Raw genomic sequence first — 16807 nt, 5'->3', positions numbered from 1 at the left:
CTCCTTTCTATCCTGCCGCCAGCCGCATGGCCAGCAGCGCTGTCCAGAATACCAGCGTCCAAGCCACCTGCGCGCGCCGCAGGGGCTTTTTCTCTTCCAAAAAGTGCAGCGCGCCGTCATAGCCTCGCGCCGCCATCGCATTCGAATAATTCCTCGACCGCCGCAGCGCCACGACGAGCAGGTTGGCCGCCGTGCCGCCGAACGAGCGGCAGGAGGTGCGGAAATCCCGCCAGCCCAGTCGTGCCGCCGCCGCGTCATACATACGGCCATATGTATCCAGCAGCACAAAAATAAACCGGTAGGTCAGATACATCAGCTCGGTCAGCAGGCTAGGCAAACGGACCCGATGCAGCACCGACACCAGCTCGCAGGCCGTTGTCGTGAGCGCGAGCAGATACATGGCGCTCACCGCGCCAAGCGCTTTGAGAACCAGGCCGCACGCAAAGCGCGCGCGGTCCCAGTCGGTACAGAGATAAAACCCGGGCAACGGCAGGCTCCAGTCACCGGCCGGCACGCGGGAAATATCGCACGCCACCGCCAGCCCGCCCAGCAACAGGAAGACCAGCGGCGCCCGTAAAAGTCCGATATAGGCGGACAGCCGCACCCCGCCCCTGACATTTTGCAGCCACGCCAGCACGGCGATCACCGCAAGGGATACCACCGCGCGGTCTGCCGCCAGACAGATCGCCAGCGTCCCCAGCGACAGCACGACTTTGAACCCAGGGTTCCAGTCGTTCATGCCGGAGCAGTATGCCAGATGATCGACCGAGCGCACGCCGTGTCCGTTATGGCGCATATCCCCCCTCTCCTTTCCCGTCCGATATTGTGCTTATTGTAGAGCCAACCCCGCCATTTGTCAACAGCACAGAAAGGCTGGTGCGGCACATTGCCGCACCAGCCTCCTGTTTGATTGTTTACAGACGCATCTCGAAATTCCCTGCAACGCCGATATCATCATGTACAATGATGAAAGCATCCGGATCGCGTTTGCGCACCGCACGTTTAAGTGCAAATGCCTCGTCCTTGGATACTACCGTCAGCAGCACATTGGTCGATTCCCGAGTATAGCCGCCCTCTCCATGCAGCCTTGTCACACCGCGCTGCACCGTATCAAATACCAGCTGTTCCATATTATCCAGCTTGGTGATAATCATGACATCCATCGTAATACGCTGGAAATGCACCCTGTCAAGCGTCAGGTTGGCGGTCACGGAATAGATAACCGAATAGATCGCCGCAGGCAGATTGAAGAATACCGCGCAGCAGCCGAATACGAGCACGTTAATCAGGATACATACACGTCCCACGCTGAATGACGGGTTTTTCTGCGCCAGATACACGCACAATATTTCCTCCCCACCGCCGCAGCCGCCCGAAACCAGCGTAAGCCCTGCGCCAACGCCCGCAACCAGCCCTCCAACGATACAGGAGGTCAGCGTATCCGAAAAAATCGGCTGCTCTGGCCCCGTGATCACGGTCAGGAAAAAGCTGTACAGTCCGGTACAGACCAGCGTTTTGATAAAAAACGGCCTTCCCAGCTGGCTGTACGCCAGTATCAGCAGCGGGACGCTCATCAAGAAATACAGGATGCCCGCTATATCCGCGCTTCCAAGGCTGAGCCCCAGCACATTAACCAGAAATGCCCGCACCAGCTGTGCAATGCCCAGAAAACCGCCGCTGAACAGTCCCAACGGGGTGATAAATACGTTCATGCCAAACGAAAATAAAAACGTACCTGCAAAAATCAGTCCCAGAGAGCGCAAGGACATATATTCTGCCAGACGGGTCCGAAGCTCCATTTTTATCTCTCCTTTCTGTCTGCGCAAAGCAAGGCGCGGCCCTTTCCGTGCCGCGCCTTCCAGCCTCAGCTTGCCTGGAAGCGGCTGAGGAACTGCTGTGTTTTCGGGTTCTGCGGATGCTCGAAGATCTGCTCCGGCGTGCCGCTTTCCGCGATCACGCCATCGCACATAAATACGGTCCGGTTGGAAACCTCGCGCGCAAATTGCATCTCATGCGTAACCACAACCATGGTCATGCCCTCTTTTGCAAGCTGACGCATGACCGCCAGCACCTCGCCCACCATCTGCGGGTCGAGCGCGCTCGTCGGTTCATCGAACAGCAGCATTTTCGGGTGCATGGCCAGCGCACGGGCGATCGCAACGCGCTGCTTCTGGCCGCCCGAAAGCTGTGAGGGGCGCGCGTTGATATACGGTGCCATACCTACCTTTTTCAGGTAAAACAGAGCGTCCTGTTTCGCCTCCGCTTTCTTTTTGTGCAGCACATGCACCGGTCCCGCCATGCAGTTCTGCAAAACCGTCATATTGTTGAACAGGTTAAACGACTGGAACACCATGCCGACCTTGGCGCGATATTGCGACAGGTCAAAATGCACGCCGCCGACCGCTTTCCCCTCATAGGTAATCTCGCCGGACGTTGGTGTTTCCAAATGGTTGATACAGCGCAGCATCGTTGACTTCCCCGATCCGGAAGCGCCGATGATGCAGACGACCTCTCCCGAACGAACCGAAAAATCAATGTCCCGCAATACGATATGCGAACCGAAATTCTTGCTCAAATGTTCGATACGCAGGACAGTATCCGTCTTTACGCCGGCACGCCCTTTCACGGCATCCACACTCTTTGCAGACAGTGCCATCGTATGGCGGTTCAAGGGCATAGTTCGGGTAACCTCCATGTTTCATGCAGCTCCTTTTCTCGTTTCAACTTAAATCTTTCATACGGATCATAGCCGCGGACAGCACCTGTCATGCCGGCGTCTCCTCCGCTTCTTCCAGAACATAATCTTTGGGACCCGCCAGGCGTTTCTCCACCAAGCGCACCAGCGCAGTCGTTACCGTTGTCAGCACCAGATAGATCATACAGATCACGGTAAACACTTCAAAATAGGTAAAAAACTGTCCGGCAACCGATCGGCCCACATAAAACAGCTCACCGACCGTGATTACACTCAGCACCGAGGTGTCCTTGACATTACTGATCAGGTAGTTTCCAATCTGCGGCACCACATTGCGGAATGCCTGCGGCAGGATGACCAGACGCATCGTCTGACCGCGCGTCATGCCAATGGCTTCCGCGCCCTCGTTCTGCCCCGGATCAATCGACTGAATGCCACCGCGCACCGTCTCAGCCATGTAAGCGCCTGTATTGATCGAAACGATAAACAGGCCGCAGGTGACAGGGTCCATATCCGCGCCGAAATAGGCTGAGCCGTAAAAAATAACCATGGCCTGCACCATCATCGGCGTACCGCGAAACAGCCAGACGTAAAACGCAATCACTGCGCGCGCGACGCGCAGCACTGCTTTGCGCAGAGTACTATCATCCGGTTCGATTTCAAGAGCGGAAACCGCGCCGGCCAGAAAGCCAATCAGGCAACCGAGCGCCGTTCCCGCTACCGCGAGAAACGCGGCAATTTCCGCGCCCTCCAAAAACGAAGATCCATAATTCTGGATAAAATACAGAACCCTTTCAAAGAAGTCCATACTACCTATGTCCATGGTAAGTAAAAGCCGCCTTTCCGTTTGGTCACTGGTTCAGCGGCTGGTTCTGACAGGCCGCGTCCATCATCTTGTTTTTCTCCTCATCGGTGATCTTTTCCAGCGCGTCATTCAGTTTACCGACCAGTTCTTCATTACCCTTGGTTACGGCGATCGCGACATCGAGCTGCTCAGCCGGCACCTCAAACCCGCTCTCCTCGTCCAGCTCGACAATTGCTAATTCCGGATTGGAGATCAGCGTACCCTCCGCAGTCGGACGGTCGAGCAGTATCCCGTCCACCGTACCCGCGTTGACCGCAACCACCAGCACCGGCACGCTCTCCATGGCCGCCTCCTTGGAGGCACTGGGAATCTGGTCAATTACATCATACCACAAGGTATTGAGCATCGACGTCGCCTTGATGCCGGACAGTTCGTCGAGCGACTTTGCCGAAGCATACGGGCTGTCTTTTTTAACGACCATCACCAGATCAGGCGAATAATATGGCTCTGTGAAATCCATTTGTGCGCGGCGCTCTTCCGTCGGGGTAATCATGGAGATCGCGCAGTCCACCTTGTTGGACTGCACCGCCATCATCAGGCCATCCCATTCATATTTATACGGCTCCAGCGTCAGGCCAGCTTCCTCGCAGACACGTTTCATAAGGTCCACCTCAAAGCCGCACAGGTACTGCTCCGTCCCCGTTATCTGGATCGCGCCGTGCGCATCCGTATCCTGCGTCCAGTTTGTCGGCACGGTCATACCCTCAAACCCTACGCGGAGTACACTGCTGTCCGCTGTGTCCGAGGCTTCGTTGCCCCCGCCGCAGCCGGCCAGCAGACTGGTACACAGCGTTGCGGTAAGGAACGTGGCTACAAGCTTTTTTCTTATCATAAGTCATTCTTCTCTCGTTATTTATTTCATACAGGCGTCCGCCTCTACGAATACCTATATTTTAAGCCGCGATTTTGAAATTGCAACCATTGTTTGCATAACTTAATCCCGCATTAACAGCGCAGCTTTAATTTTCATTCCGTTTTAATGCCGCTGCGCGCCTCCAACTCCCAGCACCGCAAAATCCCTCTATATTTTTCCTTGACAATAGACTTACACGGTTTCATATGTACCTTCCGGCTTTGTTTTGTGGACAGCCGCCAACACGGCAGACGCATCGCTTAAAACACCTTTCTGTCAAAAAAGCAGCAGACCGCAAACCGGTCTGCTGCTTTTCATTTCCATTGATTTACCAAAAATGACGACGTTTAAAAAAATACAGACAGATACAAACAACCACCGCGCTCAACAGAATTACAGCCGGATAGCCAAATGTCCAGTGCAGCTCCGGCATATAGGCAAAATTCATCCCATACCACCCTGCAATCAGTGATAAAGGAAGGAAAACCGTTGTGACGATCGTCAGCGTTTTCATAATCCGGTTCTGTGCAATATCGATCTGCGCCTGATATTCCGTACTGATCTGGCTGGCATACTCGCGCAGCATCTGCGTTTCATCCCGCAGGCTGTCCACCCTGCGCGCAAAATATCCCAAGCGCTGCAGGCTGGTTGAGTCAAACCATTCCGGCACATTCTCCAAAACCGAATCCGCCATATCGTTGAGCTGTGCATAGTAACGGTTGAAGCGGTTAAGCTCCTGCCGCAGAGCGCTCATTTGGTGGATGAAACGGCTGACTTTCCCCTGAAGCACATCCTGCTCCAGACTGGAAAGGCTCTCTTCCAGCCGCTGAATATGGGGAAGCTCGTCCTGTATCAGAACAGACAGGAAATCTACAATAAAATCTGCGGAGCCAGCGTTTTTGTGTGCGCTCAACTGGCCTACCCTGTGCAGGCACACCTGCACAAAATCATCATAGGCGACCAGCAACACATTGCTGCCGCACCAAGTGAACGCACAGTTATGCGTAGCCTGTCTGGTGTGCGCCGGCACATGGAAGAAGCCGGCAACCTGGCCTGCTTCAAAAGTAATACGGCAGTACCGCTGTTCCTTGCCGCGCATAATATGCGGCGGGGGGCGCAGCCCCATTGGCAGCGGCGCGACAGACAGCTCCTCGTGCGGGATGACGGCCAGTATATTCTCCCAAACCTCAGGCGGCTCCTTTCCCAAAAGGCGCACCCTCTCTTCCATCCGGTAATAGCAGGACATCCCATCCCCTCCTCTGCTGTCTTATTTCCATGGGCCTACCTGAAACAAAAAAACCTGAGCCATACGGCTCAGGTTTTATAGTGGTGGAAGTTAACGGGATCGAACCGCTGACCCTCTGCTTGTAAGGCAGATGCTCTCCCAGCTGAGCTAAACTTCCATATGGTGACCCGTGCGGGACTCGAACCCGCGTTACCGCCGTGAAAGGGCGGTGTCTTAACCGCTTGACCAACGGGCCAAGGGAAATGGTAGCGGTAATTGGACTTGAACCAATGACCTTTCGGGTATGAACCGAACGCTCTAGCCAACTAAGCTATACCGCCATATGCTTTTCCCTGCGTCGCCCGTTCGTTGGCGACGATAAATATTATATTGCAAATATGTCGTATTGTCAAGTGTTTTTTGCTTTTTTCCTCAACTTTCTTTTTCCAGACCATCCAACACCTGCTCATAAAACGTCCTGTCCCATTGGTGTGTGTTGGAAAGCTCCTCTGCCGTCAGCAGGAAATACTGATCGGACACATATTCTCCCCGATCCGGCACAGGATCATCAAAGGTGCAGTCAATATAATAGGTTTCCCCGTCCAGCCGGACCGCATTCCATCCATGATTCATCTCCTCCGAGGCGATATAGACCGCACGTAGCCCAGCGGCTTCGCACAGCATACCGTATGCGCGGCCATAGCCCGCACATACAGCCTTATGGTCGAGTAATGCACCGTCCGCTGCAAAAGGCGCTGCCGCGCCGTCAGGCGCCGCTTTACCCGCTGTATCCGTATCATATTGACATAACCGAACCAGGGCGTCGTGCAGGGCGCGCAGCTTCTGCTCCTCAGACATGCCGCTGTCCACCGTTTCCGCCGCCAGCGCCCTTGCGTACGACCAGGCCTGCTCCTGCCGTGCGGGGCGCGAAAGCTCAACCCGCAGTTCGATCGTCTGGTTAGGACGCGTGGTCGCGTGCAGCGCAAACGCATAGGGATACCGCGCCTCCAGCGCACTGTACACCGCATCCAGGTCGATCTCCTCCGTGCGGAACGTCACGCTCTCTCCGCCGTCCCTGACCGCCTGCTCCAGCAGCGCCGCTGCCTCGAACGGGCTCTGCACCCGCGGCGCGGAAAGCCGCGGATACAGCAGCGTGCCTGCGATACCGCAAAACAGCGCAGCGCCTGCCAGCAGCTTACCGAAACGTGTCAATTTGCGCGCCCCCTTTCCAGAAAACAAAGCGGACGGCCCAGCCGTCCGCAATTTATTCCGGATATAAAATCACATCAGCTTAACGGTATAGTATACCGCTGTAATGAACAGATATGCCGCGCCCACGCCCAGCGCAACCAGCATGCAGGCGGGAACGAACAAGGTAACCGCCACCAAAACGGTCATCAGCAGTGGAGTCACCGTGAGCATAGTGTACGCATTGCGGCTGAACTGCGAATCAACCGTCTCGCCGCGGAACTTGAATTTGCCCTTTTTCCCGTGCAGCGACCAGACGCAGATCAACTGGATCACCGTCAGCACGGCCATAGCGCCGAGCGCCACATAGGCCAGCGAACCAAAATTGGACGAAGCGAGCGCACGGTGTACCACCCACATCAGTCCAAGCGCGACGCCCGAATCCACCGCGATCAGGAAAAATTCCGGCGCGTAGGAATGATATACCAGATAATATACCGCCAGCACCGGAAGCACCACATAAAGCACCTTGATCGGCTGGATGCCCAGATAGTTGATGACCGACATGGAAAGGATGATCACAATGCTCACAATCAGCACATTGCGCCCGCAAATCAGCCGGCGTGCACCGGAGCGTTTGCCTGAAAGCTCGCGTGCCAGCAGCCAGATGCCCCACAGCGCCCCAACGATGCCGATTCCCAGCAGGATCTTGATCATCAGGAACCCTGCCATGACCGTACTTCCGTAATTGAGCAGGCGCTGCAGCACCATCAGCACCAGAACGCCGAGCAGGCAGATGCTGAACACGGTTAACACCTTATTTGTTGTGTATTCTTCCTCACTGATTGGCTTTTTGCCCACATTGCTTTTGGCCAATGCTTACACTCCCTCTTTTTTGTACTCACATATTGCCGCCCGCATATAAAACGGCGGCCAGCGCCGCAACCGGCGCGGTTTCACACCGCAGGATTCGCGTGCCGAGCGATACGCTTCTCAGCCCCGCCCTGACGGCGGCCTCGGCCTCTTCCAAGGTGAAGCCCCCCTCCGGTCCGATCATCAGCGATACGGTCCTGCCAACACCGTCCGCGAGCGCGTCCCGCAGGCCGGTCTTTTTCTCATTTTCATAAAAGAACAGCGCAGTCTCGCTCTCCGCCGCCTGTGCGACCGCCTGCTCCACTGTTACCACCGCGCGCACGCGGGGCAGCCGTCCTCTTCCGCACTGCTTGGCGGCCTCCGTGGCGATCTTCTGCCAGCGCTCCACCTTTTTTTCGGTCTTGTCCGGCCGCGAGACACAGTTCTGTGAAAGGTAGGGTACGATCTCGCTCACACCCAGCTCGACCGCCTTCTGCACGATAAATTCCATTTTATCGCCCTTGGGCAGCGCCATAAACAGCGTCAGCCGCTGCCCTGGCTCGGTCGCCGCCGGATGGCGGTCCCGCACACGGCACAGAACCGCGTCTTTTTCGATCTGCTCCACCGTGCAGTCATAGTCTATCCCTTCGCCGTCGCATAGCGTGAGCGCCTCGCCCTGCCGCAGCCGCAGCACGCGCCCCGCGTGGTGCGCATCCTCGCCCCGCAGAACCAGCAGGCCGTTTTCCGGCTGCCGGTCAACAAAGAATCTTGGCATGGTAATCAAATAACCTTTCCTATTCTAACAAAAAAACCGCCGTTTGGCAAGTGAACATTCCGTGAATCATTTTTTCGCGGCAAAAGCGCTCCAATCCTTGCTTTCCTCCCGCGATAAAATCACAAAGCCGGTTTGTTCCAGCGCCGCGGCCACTTCGGACGCGCGTTCGTTCAGGATACCCGAGCAGATCAGCACGCCGCCCGCCGCGAGCTTGCCCGCAAACATCGGCGCCATGCCGATGATCACGTCCGCCACGATATTCGCCACGATAATCCGGTAGCCCGCGCCGATCTCCTCCGCAAGACCCGCGTCGCGCAGTGCGTCGCCGCAGAGGCCGCGGCCGATTGAGACATGGTTCTTTTCCGCGTTCTCCCGCGCGGTTTTCAGGCAGTTTTCATCAATATCGACCACCGTCCGCACATCCGCGCCCAGCATCGCGGCCGCGATGGCCAGAATGCCCGAGCCGGTCCCCATATCGAGCAGCGCGTCCCCGGGCCTGACGTACCGCTCCAGCGCGGCCATGCAGAGCTGGGTCGTGTCATGGCTGCCCGTGCCGAAGCTCGAAGCCGGATCGATTTCCAGAATACGGCGCCCCTGCGCGTCGTCCACCCTCTCCCACGAGGGCTTGATGAGAAAGCTCCCGCCGACCGGAAAGGGCTTGAAATACTGCTTCCAGCCCCATTCCCAGTCCTCCTGACGGGTCAGCGCGGTTTCCGTACACAGGCGGCCCCAGGCGTGCGCTTCATCCCGCGCCTTCAGGCTTTCGAGCGATGCGCGGATGCCGGCGTACTGCTTCGCGCCCTCGCCGCTGTCCGGCAGGTATATTTTCAGGCAGGTCTCCTGCGCGCGCTTTTCGCGCACCAGATCCTCGTCTACATAATCCCAGTATATCTCGGTATCCTTCAAAAATTCCTCAAAATCCGCAGCGTCCTCCAGCACATAGCCTTCCACGCCATGCTCCTCCAAGAGCGCTTCCACCGGCCCGATACCGGCCGTTGTGGTATAGATTGTGACTTCTTTCCAGTCCATCCAAAGCCTCCCTGTCATTTTTCTCCGTATGCCGCGCATGAAACGCGCGGCGCAGATACAGCGGGCTTTTGCCCCTTATAGCCGTATCAGGCCGTACTTCTGTTCCAGATAATGCAGGACGTCCTCCGGCTGCTCCCAGGTGCCGTCGTACAGGGCCAGCCCTGCGTATACGCGCAGCCCCTGCTCGAGCAGGTCCGCGGATTCCGCGCACAGGCAAAGCGGCCGCGCGATCATATACTGATACTTCTCCAGCGCGATCACATCATCCTCGCATTCCAGCACCAGCTTGAACGCGCCCGCGTCCTCTTCCGCGTCCAGCAGCGCTTCCTCCAGGCGCGGCCCGCATTCGATCTCATCCGAAATATCGATCGTCGGGTCGATAAAGTGTACGTTCGTGCCATCCGGCGCCAAGATGAAGTCATCGTGGTCGCGCGGCACCAACCGCCCGCCGGTATGCGCGTCGATCGCCTGCAACAGACGCGCCTCGTCGTCATGCTCGACCGGCAGGAATACCTCCGTATTGTACAGCGTGGTCTGGGCGCGCAGCCATGCAGAATGTACGGATACGCCAAGCGAGAGCCGCGCATACGGTGCGGCCATATCCAGCGCCTCCGTGATGGATTCCGGCTCGTGCGCGGTCAGGATAACAGTGGTCACACCGATGCGCTGCAGCACGCCGACCGCCGCGCGTACGTCCGTGCCATCCACCATATGCCCTTCGTCGTCCTCGATCAGCAGCTCGGCAATCACCGTGCGGCCGGTCAGGTCGCCCAGCGCCAGCACGGCCGCGCGCAGAGCAGCGAACGTCTGCGCCCCCCGCAGGTAATAAAACGCGGCGCCGTCATGCAGCAAAGGCCGGAACGCCTGCTTGCACAGGCTGATGTAGCGCATCGTGAGCGGGCGCTCACACGTTTCCCTGTCCGGCACGGGCGGGCAATCGAGCGGCAGCCCGACCGGCAGGCCGTCGAGCGCCTCCGCCCACTTCGCACAGGTCGTCCCATCGGGCGCGAGCGCGCCGGCGAAGCATTCCGGACGCGACCGGTAAAGCGGCAGCGCCTCCGGTCCTGTCAGCATGAGCTGCGGTTTATGGCTGTTCTGGCACAAAGGAATGTCCAAAATCTATCTTCCTCCCAAGAAAGACGGTAACTCAGTTTTTCTTCCAGCTGCCGTCGGGCAGCGCGGTATATTGTTGCGGCTCTTCCGCCGCCAGCTTGCACAGCTCCAAAGCGGTCTGCAGCTGCTGGTCCAGCACAAAGGTCTGCCCATCCAGCGTCTGCATCGCCCCGTCCAGCGCCTGCAGCAGCTCAGGCGAGGCATACAGGTCGGGCGCCAGTTCATAGCTCTCGCAAAACGCGGCCACCGCGTCCAGCACGTCCCCGTCAAAGGTGCTGGTCGCCTCGTCGATCAGCCCGAGCAGTGCGAGGCGTTCGGTCATGGCGTACACATCGTCCGACTGGTCGCCGAAGCGCAGGGTCCTGGTGGTGTCCAGCGGGGACAGGCCGGCGCCGTTGACCGTAACCTCTCGGTTGCCGATCTGGATATCCGGCGTCAGGCCGACGCCCTCGTAGCAGCCCTGCTTTGGCAACTCAAGCTCAAGCGTGGTGATCACCAGCTTGTCGCCGTTGACCAGCGGGAAATGGTACTGCCCCTGCCCCTTGCCGTAGGTCTTTTCCCCGATCAGGAGCGCGGCACCGGTGTCCTGCAGGCTGCCCGCGAGCAACTCGGCCGCCGAGGCCGTGCCGCCGTCCACCAGCACGATAATCTGGTTGAGCGGCAGACCGCCGCCCGTGGAGAACGTCTGTTCCAGACCGCCCATATCGCTGCGCCAGCGCACGCCCGCCAGATAGACCTCCGCCTCCTGCGTCATGGCATCGGCCATCCTGAGCGCGATATCGATCACGCCGCCGCCGTTGCCGCGCAGGTCGAGGATGACCGCGCGGGTGTTTTTCTCATCCAGCCCCTCCCAGATCTCGGAGAAGGCGGCCCAGTCGTTTTGCGACCCGATCGCGCTGACCTTGATGTATTCCACGCCGTCGGCCATGGTTTTGCTCGAAACATAAACCTGGTTGACCTGACGGCGCACGCAGTCGACCTCGATCTCGCGTCCCTGACGGCGCACGGTGAGCGAAACGCGCGTACCCTCCTCGCCGCGCAGCCGCTCGGCCGCCTCGGCGCTGGTCAGGCCGGACGCGTCCTCCCCGTCGATCCGGACAATCAGGTCGCCGATCTCCAGGCCGGCCTCCTCAGCCGCGGAATACCGCAGCACCTCGCCGATCTGCACGCCGCCCGCAGTCTCCTGCAGGCCCACGCCGATGCCGATAAAGCCCTCCAGAGTCGAAAAGCCCTGCGTGTACTCCTCGCTCGACAGGTACATGGAATGGGTATCCAGCAGGGACAGAATATCGTTGACGACATGGTACAGCTCCTCTGGATGCTCTTCCAAGTATTTATTGATATAATTTTGCAGAATATAGGGGTCGTTCTCCGCCTTCAGGCCGAACGCGTCGATCAGCGCCCACACCCCGTCAAACCAGGTCTCGCTTTCCCCATCCTGCGTCACCGCACCCGCCGGCACGACCAGCAGCGCGCCCGCCAGGGCGAGCGACACCAGCCTTTTTACGAATTTTTTCATTTGCTTCTCCATTTCCGTGTCCTGCGCGCGCATGCGGCAGTCGGGTCACATCGTTTCGGGCGCTTCCACGCCGATCAGGCCGAGCGTGTTCGCAATCGCCTGCCGCGCCGCCAGGCACAGCGCCAGGCGCGCCGCGCACAGCTTTTCATCCTCGCACTTGATGCGGCACGCATTATAGAAGTGGTGGAACTGCTGCGCGAGCGCCACCGCGTACTTGTTCAGGCGCGAGGGGTCGCGGCTCTGCGCCGCCTGCGCGATCTCCTCGGGCAGCAGCGCGATCGCCTTGACGAGCTGGCGCTCGTCCGCGCCGGTCAGTACGGACAGATCGACGGCCGCCGTATCCGGCATGGGTACGCCGCCCTCCACGCAGTTTTTGATGACCGAGCAGATGCGCGCGTGCGCGTACTGCACATAATACAGCGGGTTGTCCGAATCCTGCTTGACCGCAAGGTCCAGGTCGAACTCCATCTGGGTTTCGGCCGCGCGGGAATTGAAGAAGAACCGCGCCGCGTCCACAGGAATCTCATCGAGCAGGTCGGTCAGGGTCAGGCTTTTGCCCGTGCGCTTCGACATGCGCACGACCTCGCCGCCCTGCATCATGCGCACGAGCTGCATGAGCACGATCTCCAGGCGGTGCGAGCCGTCCAGACCGAGCGCGTCCAGCGCACACTGCAGACGCTTGACGTGGCCGTGGTGATCCGCGCCCCAGATATTGATGACGCGGTCGAAGCCGCGCTTTTCAAACTTGTTGCGGTGGTAGGCGATATCCGCCGCGAAATAGGTGTAAAACCCGTTCGCACGGCGCAGCACGTCGTCCTTATCGCAGCCGAAGTCGGTCGAGCGCAGCCAAAGCGCGCCGTCCGTGGTTTCGTAGGTCGCACCCTTCTCGGTCAGTATATCTATGGTTTCCTTGACGTAGCCGCTCTCATGCAGCTCGCTCTCGCGGAACCATACGTCGTAATTGATCTTATAGCGGCCCAGGTCGCGCTCCATGCGCGCAATGTTGGTGGGCAGGCCGTAGCCCTCGATGATGGCGAAGCGCTCCTCGGGAGTCTTGTCCAGCAGGCTGTCGCCGTACTGCCCGACCAGGTCGTGCGCGAGCGCTTTGATATCGTCACCCTGGTACCAGGACGGGTCGAATTCGATCGCGTCCTCGCCGCGCACCTCTTGGATGTAGCGGCCCTCGACCGAGTGGGCAAACTTATCCACCTGGTTGCCCGCGTCGTTGATGTAGAACTCGCGGGTCACGGTGTTGCCCGACCAGTCCAGCACAGCGGCCAGGCAGTCGCCCAGCACGCCGCCGCGCGCGTTGCCCATGTGCATCGGGCCGGTGGGGTTGGCGGATACGAACTCCACCATCACCTTTTCCGGCGCAGGGGTCTGGGTGCGGCCGTAGTCCGCGCCCATCTCGAACACGTTTTTGACCGCCTTTTCATACCAACCCTGGTTCAGCGTAAAATTCATGAAGCCCGGGCCGGCGATCTCCACCGTATCAAAGCAGCTGTCCGCCAGGTCGAGGTTTTCCACAATCGCCTCCGCGATCTTGCGCGGCGCCGTGCGCAGCGGCTTAGCGCACTGCATGGCGAACGTGGAAGCCCAGTCGCCGTTCGCGGCGTCCTTGGGCGTTTCCACCGCAACGGGCGGGATGTCGCCTTCCGGCAAAACGCCTGCGGCGACCGCCTTGTGGTAAGCCGCCTCGACGACCCGCGTCGCCTCGGCGCGTGCAAATTCATATGCGTTCATTTATTCACTCTCCGTTACTTTTTCGTCCTTATGCCGGCGTTGTGGAAACGATCATTTCAAAATGATGCTCCCCCATGACCGAATGATCCACCTCTATCGTATAATCAATCACCAGCTCGCCGCCGTTTTCACCCACCGTGTTGCGGATGTGGGAGGTATGCGTCGCAATCGCCATTTCCGTACCGACCGGTGTCTGATACAGCCCGATATGCCGCTCATCCTCGGAGAACAGCATATGAGAGGGGTAGGTCCCCGTCCGGATGAGCGAAACCGTCTTTCCATCCAGCTTGACGGTGGTCCGCGTCCCTTCCAGTCCGGTCAGCTCGCTCTCCTCATAGGCGATGTAATATTTGCCGCCGCGCTCATACAGCGTGGCCGCCGTGACCAGGTCGATCTGTTCCTCCTCGCAGTCCGCAAACTGCTGCGTGGAGCAGATCGACAGCCAAACGTCCTTCTTCATATCATTCCCCATTTTCCGTCCGGCGGCGCACCGCCGGCGCTGAACTATCCGGTCAGTACCGTGAAATCTCGACAAGCTCCGCCTCCCCTGCGGCCGGCTGCTGCAAAAATAGGCCGGCAAGCTGGGTAAAGCCCTGCGGGTCGTCCGAAACGAAATACTGCGTGCCCCCCGGTCCTGCGCCCTGCTCAACCTGCGTGCGCGCGGCATTCGCCGCTTCCGCGCCGGAGTCGATCAGCGTCACTCCTTGCATGAAGTCCCCAATCACATCCGCCAGCAGTGGGTAATGCGTGCAGCCCAGGATCAGCGTATCCACGCCCGCCTCCCGCAGCGGCGTTAAGTATTCGCGCACGACCGTTTCGATCACGATGTCGCCGCGCGACACACGACCGTTTTCCACCAGCGGCACGAACAGCGGACATGCGCACACCGTCAGCGCGAGCGGGGAACGCTCCGCGGTCAGGCGGCGCTCATACGCGCCCGACCGCACGGTCGCCACCGTGCCGATCACACCGATGCGCCCGTTTTTTGTTTCCCGCAGCGCGCGGCGGCACGCAGGCTCGACCGTGCCGATGATTGGGATATCGTTTTCCTCGCCGAGCAGGTCGAGCGCAACCGAAGAAACCGTATTGCAGGCGACGATGATCGCCTTCAGGTCGAACTGCCGGAGGAAAGCAACATCCTGCCGCGCGTATTTGATGATAATATCGCGGCCGCGCGTACCGTACGGCACACGGCCGGTGTCCCCAAAATAGATGATCCGCTCCTGCGGCATGATCTCCTGCAGGCGGCGCACCGCGGTCAGCCCGCCCAAGCCGGAGTCGAACACGCCAATGGCCCGGTTATCCATGGCGCTCCTCCCACGCGAAAGAGATCAGCCGGTCGAGCAGCTCTGGATACCGCACGCCCTCATAATCGAACAGCTTGGGGTACATGCTGATCGAGGTAAAGCCCGGGATGGAATTCAGCTCGTTGAACACGACCTCCCCATCCGCATGGGTGACAAAAAAGTCCACGCGGGCCAAGCCGCGGCAGCCCAGCGCCCGATACACGCGCAGCGCGTTGCGCCGCACGGTTTCGATCTGCCGCTCGGTGATATGCGCCGGAATGTACAGCTTGGAGCTTTCATCCTTATATTTTGCGTCAAACGTATAAAATTCCTGGGTCGGCGCGATCTCGCCGACCGTGGAAGCGACCGGCTCGCGGTTGCCAAGCACCGCGCACTCGACCTCATGCCCGTCGATAAACTCCTCGACCAGCACCTTGTCGTCCAGCGCAAACGCCTCGGTCAGCCCCGCTGCCAGCTCGAGCATGTTGTTCGCCTTGGCCACGCCCACGGACGACCCCTGGGAACAGGGCTTGACGAACACAGGGAACGAACCGAGCTGTTCGGCCGCTGCGCGGACCACGCCCTCGGCGCCCCGCTCAAAGTCATGGCGCAGCGCCAGATAGTATTTCGCCTGCCGCACACCCGCGGTCTCCACCAGCACCTTGGTGATGGATTTATCCATGGAATTCGCGCTTGCCGCGACGCCACAGCCCACATAGGGGATGCCCGCCAGCTCCAGAAGGCCCTGGACCGTGCCGTCCTCGCCGCCCGCGCCGTGCAGGACCGGAAATACGCAGTCCAGCCGGACGGTTTCGGCCGCGCCCTCCCGCAGGAGAACCAGGCCATGCACGCCGCGGTCGGGCGGGAGCAGCGCCGGCACCAGATCCGCCATGCGCTCCCACGAGCCGTTCTCGATCCGCTCGACATCGCAAGTCGGGCAGTAGCGCCATGCCCCGTCGCGCGTGATGCCGACCGCGTAGATTTCGTATTTCGTCCTGTCCAGATTGCGCAGGATGGACGCCGCGGACAGGCAGGATATCTCATGCTCGCTTGAAATACCGCCGAACAATACCGCCAATTTCATTTTATGGAATTCGCCCCTTCTTGCTCTTTACTTCTTTTCATTCGTATACGGATAACATTATACGCCATATAGCGCATAAATACAATGAAAAACTATGCGTTTCCGCGCATCGTTCTTACAAAATTTACATTTGCTTCACACCTTTTTTTGAGATGCCCGTTGACAGCGCATATTATATATCATATAATATTATTGCAAACACAGAAAGAGGTGGCTTCCATGTCTTATCCCATCGCCTCCTCCCTGCTTGACGGTATCGTCCTTGCGGTGGTCGAGCGGGAGAGCACCTACGGCTACCGTATCACGCAGGATGTGCAGAAAGTGCTGGAAATATCGGAATCCACGCTGTATCCGGTGCTGCGCCGCCTACAGAAAGACGGTTGCCTGACGACCTATGACGAGGCCTTCGCCGGACGGAACCGGCGCTACTATAAGATCACCGACCACGGCCGCGCCCAGCTCCGGCAGCACCGGATCGACTGGCAGAATTACCGAAACGGGATCGACGCGATCTTTTTTGGAGGGTAAACCCATGAACAGAAGCGAGTATATGGCCGCGCTGCGCCGCGCGCTCTCCGTC

Annotated in this window: 17 protein-coding genes and 3 tRNA genes; 1 reads left to right on the top strand and 19 read right to left on the bottom strand. The window is 59.0% G+C overall.

Going from position 1 to position 16807, the window contains the following annotated elements:
- Positions 1–7: 7 nt before the first annotated feature.
- The 19 genes from cbiQ to OCV66_RS02375 form a co-directional block, all read right to left on the bottom strand.
- Positions 8–796, bottom strand: a complete 789-nt coding sequence (gene cbiQ, locus OCV66_RS02465; protein ID WP_054327005.1) for a cobalt ECF transporter T component CbiQ — start codon at positions 794–796, stop codon at positions 8–10.
- Positions 797–914: 118 nt separating this feature from the next.
- The gene (locus OCV66_RS02460) at positions 915–1799 is read right to left on the bottom strand and encodes a YitT family protein (RefSeq protein WP_054327006.1); all 885 of its coding nucleotides are present in this window, start codon (positions 1797–1799) and stop codon (positions 915–917) included.
- A 65-nt stretch (positions 1800–1864) separates the two neighbouring features.
- Complete coding sequence (locus OCV66_RS02455; RefSeq protein WP_054327056.1) at positions 1865–2656, bottom strand: amino acid ABC transporter ATP-binding protein; 792 nt, start codon at positions 2654–2656, stop codon at positions 1865–1867.
- Between the two features lie 109 nt (positions 2657–2765).
- On the bottom strand, positions 2766–3518 hold the full coding sequence (locus OCV66_RS02450; RefSeq protein ID WP_107631593.1) for an amino acid ABC transporter permease: 753 nt from the start codon (positions 3516–3518) through the stop codon (positions 2766–2768).
- 28 nt (positions 3519–3546) lie between these two features.
- Complete coding sequence (locus tag OCV66_RS02445; protein ID WP_054327007.1) at positions 3547–4392, bottom strand: transporter substrate-binding domain-containing protein; 846 nt, start codon at positions 4390–4392, stop codon at positions 3547–3549.
- A gap of 349 nt (positions 4393–4741) precedes the next feature.
- The gene (locus tag OCV66_RS02440) at positions 4742–5659 is read right to left on the bottom strand and encodes a magnesium transporter CorA family protein (protein ID WP_107631592.1); all 918 of its coding nucleotides are present in this window, start codon (positions 5657–5659) and stop codon (positions 4742–4744) included.
- Positions 5660–5740: 81 nt separating this feature from the next.
- Positions 5741–5816, bottom strand: a tRNA-Val gene (locus OCV66_RS02435).
- 3 nt (positions 5817–5819) lie between these two features.
- A tRNA-Glu gene (locus OCV66_RS02430) sits at positions 5820–5894 on the bottom strand.
- A gap of 8 nt (positions 5895–5902) precedes the next feature.
- Positions 5903–5979: transfer RNA gene (locus OCV66_RS02425), tRNA-Met, on the bottom strand.
- A 91-nt stretch (positions 5980–6070) separates the two neighbouring features.
- Positions 6071–6850 (bottom strand): transglutaminase domain-containing protein, encoded by a 780-nt coding sequence (locus OCV66_RS02420; protein ID WP_054327009.1) that lies wholly within the window; start codon positions 6848–6850, stop codon positions 6071–6073.
- A gap of 69 nt (positions 6851–6919) precedes the next feature.
- Positions 6920–7702 carry a hypothetical protein gene (locus OCV66_RS02415; protein ID WP_054327010.1) on the bottom strand — a complete coding sequence of 261 codons (783 nt, stop codon included), beginning with the start codon at positions 7700–7702 and terminating at the stop codon, positions 6920–6922.
- A 25-nt stretch (positions 7703–7727) separates the two neighbouring features.
- Positions 7728–8453, bottom strand: a complete 726-nt coding sequence (locus OCV66_RS02410; protein ID WP_147573732.1) for a 16S rRNA (uracil(1498)-N(3))-methyltransferase — start codon at positions 8451–8453, stop codon at positions 7728–7730.
- Between the two features lie 66 nt (positions 8454–8519).
- On the bottom strand, positions 8520–9482 hold the full coding sequence (prmA, locus tag OCV66_RS02405; RefSeq protein WP_107631591.1) for a 50S ribosomal protein L11 methyltransferase: 963 nt from the start codon (positions 9480–9482) through the stop codon (positions 8520–8522).
- Between the two features lie 75 nt (positions 9483–9557).
- Positions 9558–10598 carry a hypothetical protein gene (locus OCV66_RS02400; protein WP_054327014.1) on the bottom strand — a complete coding sequence of 347 codons (1041 nt, stop codon included), beginning with the start codon at positions 10596–10598 and terminating at the stop codon, positions 9558–9560.
- Between the two features lie 31 nt (positions 10599–10629).
- A complete protein-coding gene (locus OCV66_RS02395; RefSeq protein WP_161804717.1) occupies positions 10630–12114 on the bottom strand; it encodes a S41 family peptidase in 1485 nt (494 codons plus the stop codon).
- A gap of 45 nt (positions 12115–12159) precedes the next feature.
- Complete coding sequence (argS, locus tag OCV66_RS02390) at positions 12160–13857, bottom strand: arginine--tRNA ligase (protein WP_147573731.1); 1698 nt, start codon at positions 13855–13857, stop codon at positions 12160–12162.
- A 28-nt stretch (positions 13858–13885) separates the two neighbouring features.
- Complete coding sequence (locus tag OCV66_RS02385; RefSeq protein WP_159068162.1) at positions 13886–14317, bottom strand: DUF1934 domain-containing protein; 432 nt, start codon at positions 14315–14317, stop codon at positions 13886–13888.
- Between the two features lie 52 nt (positions 14318–14369).
- Positions 14370–15164 (bottom strand): glutamate racemase, encoded by a 795-nt coding sequence (gene murI / locus OCV66_RS02380; protein WP_054327017.1) that lies wholly within the window; start codon positions 15162–15164, stop codon positions 14370–14372.
- On the bottom strand, positions 15157–16227 hold the full coding sequence (locus OCV66_RS02375; protein ID WP_054327018.1) for a D-alanine--D-alanine ligase family protein: 1071 nt from the start codon (positions 16225–16227) through the stop codon (positions 15157–15159). Before OCV66_RS02375 ends, murI begins: the two co-directional genes overlap by 8 nt.
- Before the next feature lie 219 nt (positions 16228–16446).
- Between OCV66_RS02375 and OCV66_RS02370 the strand changes: the two genes are divergently transcribed.
- On the top strand, positions 16447–16755 hold the full coding sequence (locus OCV66_RS02370) for a PadR family transcriptional regulator (RefSeq protein ID WP_054327019.1): 309 nt from the start codon (positions 16447–16449) through the stop codon (positions 16753–16755).
- The last annotated feature ends 52 nt before the right edge of the window (positions 16756–16807 follow it).

The organism is Agathobaculum ammoniilyticum (assembly GCF_025567315.1).
GTDB classification, from domain to species: domain Bacteria; phylum Bacillota; class Clostridia; order Oscillospirales; family Butyricicoccaceae; genus Agathobaculum; species Agathobaculum ammoniilyticum.
Note: the sequence above shows the minus strand (reverse complement) of the source record. Positions and strands in the feature narration are given on the sequence as shown.

Coding starts and splice junctions, on each gene's coding strand:
- cbiQ (WP_054327005.1), bottom strand. CDS start 796: ATGCGCCATAACGGACACGGCGTGCGCTCGGTCGATCATCTGGCATAC.
- OCV66_RS02460 (WP_054327006.1), bottom strand. CDS start 1,799: ATGGAGCTTCGGACCCGTCTGGCAGAATATATGTCCTTGCGCTCTCTG.
- OCV66_RS02455 (WP_054327056.1), bottom strand. CDS start 2,656: ATGGCACTGTCTGCAAAGAGTGTGGATGCCGTGAAAGGGCGTGCCGGC.
- OCV66_RS02450 (WP_107631593.1), bottom strand. CDS start 3,518: ATGGACATAGGTAGTATGGACTTCTTTGAAAGGGTTCTGTATTTTATC.
- OCV66_RS02445 (WP_054327007.1), bottom strand. CDS start 4,392: ATGATAAGAAAAAAGCTTGTAGCCACGTTCCTTACCGCAACGCTGTGT.
- OCV66_RS02440 (WP_107631592.1), bottom strand. CDS start 5,659: ATGTCCTGCTATTACCGGATGGAAGAGAGGGTGCGCCTTTTGGGAAAG.
- OCV66_RS02410 (WP_147573732.1), bottom strand. CDS start 8,453: ATGCCAAGATTCTTTGTTGACCGGCAGCCGGAAAACGGCCTGCTGGTT.
- prmA (WP_107631591.1), bottom strand. CDS start 9,482: ATGGACTGGAAAGAAGTCACAATCTATACCACAACGGCCGGTATCGGG.
- OCV66_RS02395 (WP_161804717.1), bottom strand. CDS start 12,114: ATGAAAAAATTCGTAAAAAGGCTGGTGTCGCTCGCCCTGGCGGGCGCG.
- argS (WP_147573731.1), bottom strand. CDS start 13,857: ATGAACGCATATGAATTTGCACGCGCCGAGGCGACGCGGGTCGTCGAG.
- OCV66_RS02385 (WP_159068162.1), bottom strand. CDS start 14,317: ATGAAGAAGGACGTTTGGCTGTCGATCTGCTCCACGCAGCAGTTTGCG.
- murI (WP_054327017.1), bottom strand. CDS start 15,164: ATGGATAACCGGGCCATTGGCGTGTTCGACTCCGGCTTGGGCGGGCTG.
- OCV66_RS02375 (WP_054327018.1), bottom strand. CDS start 16,227: ATGAAATTGGCGGTATTGTTCGGCGGTATTTCAAGCGAGCATGAGATA.
- OCV66_RS02370 (WP_054327019.1), top strand. CDS start 16,447: ATGTCTTATCCCATCGCCTCCTCCCTGCTTGACGGTATCGTCCTTGCG.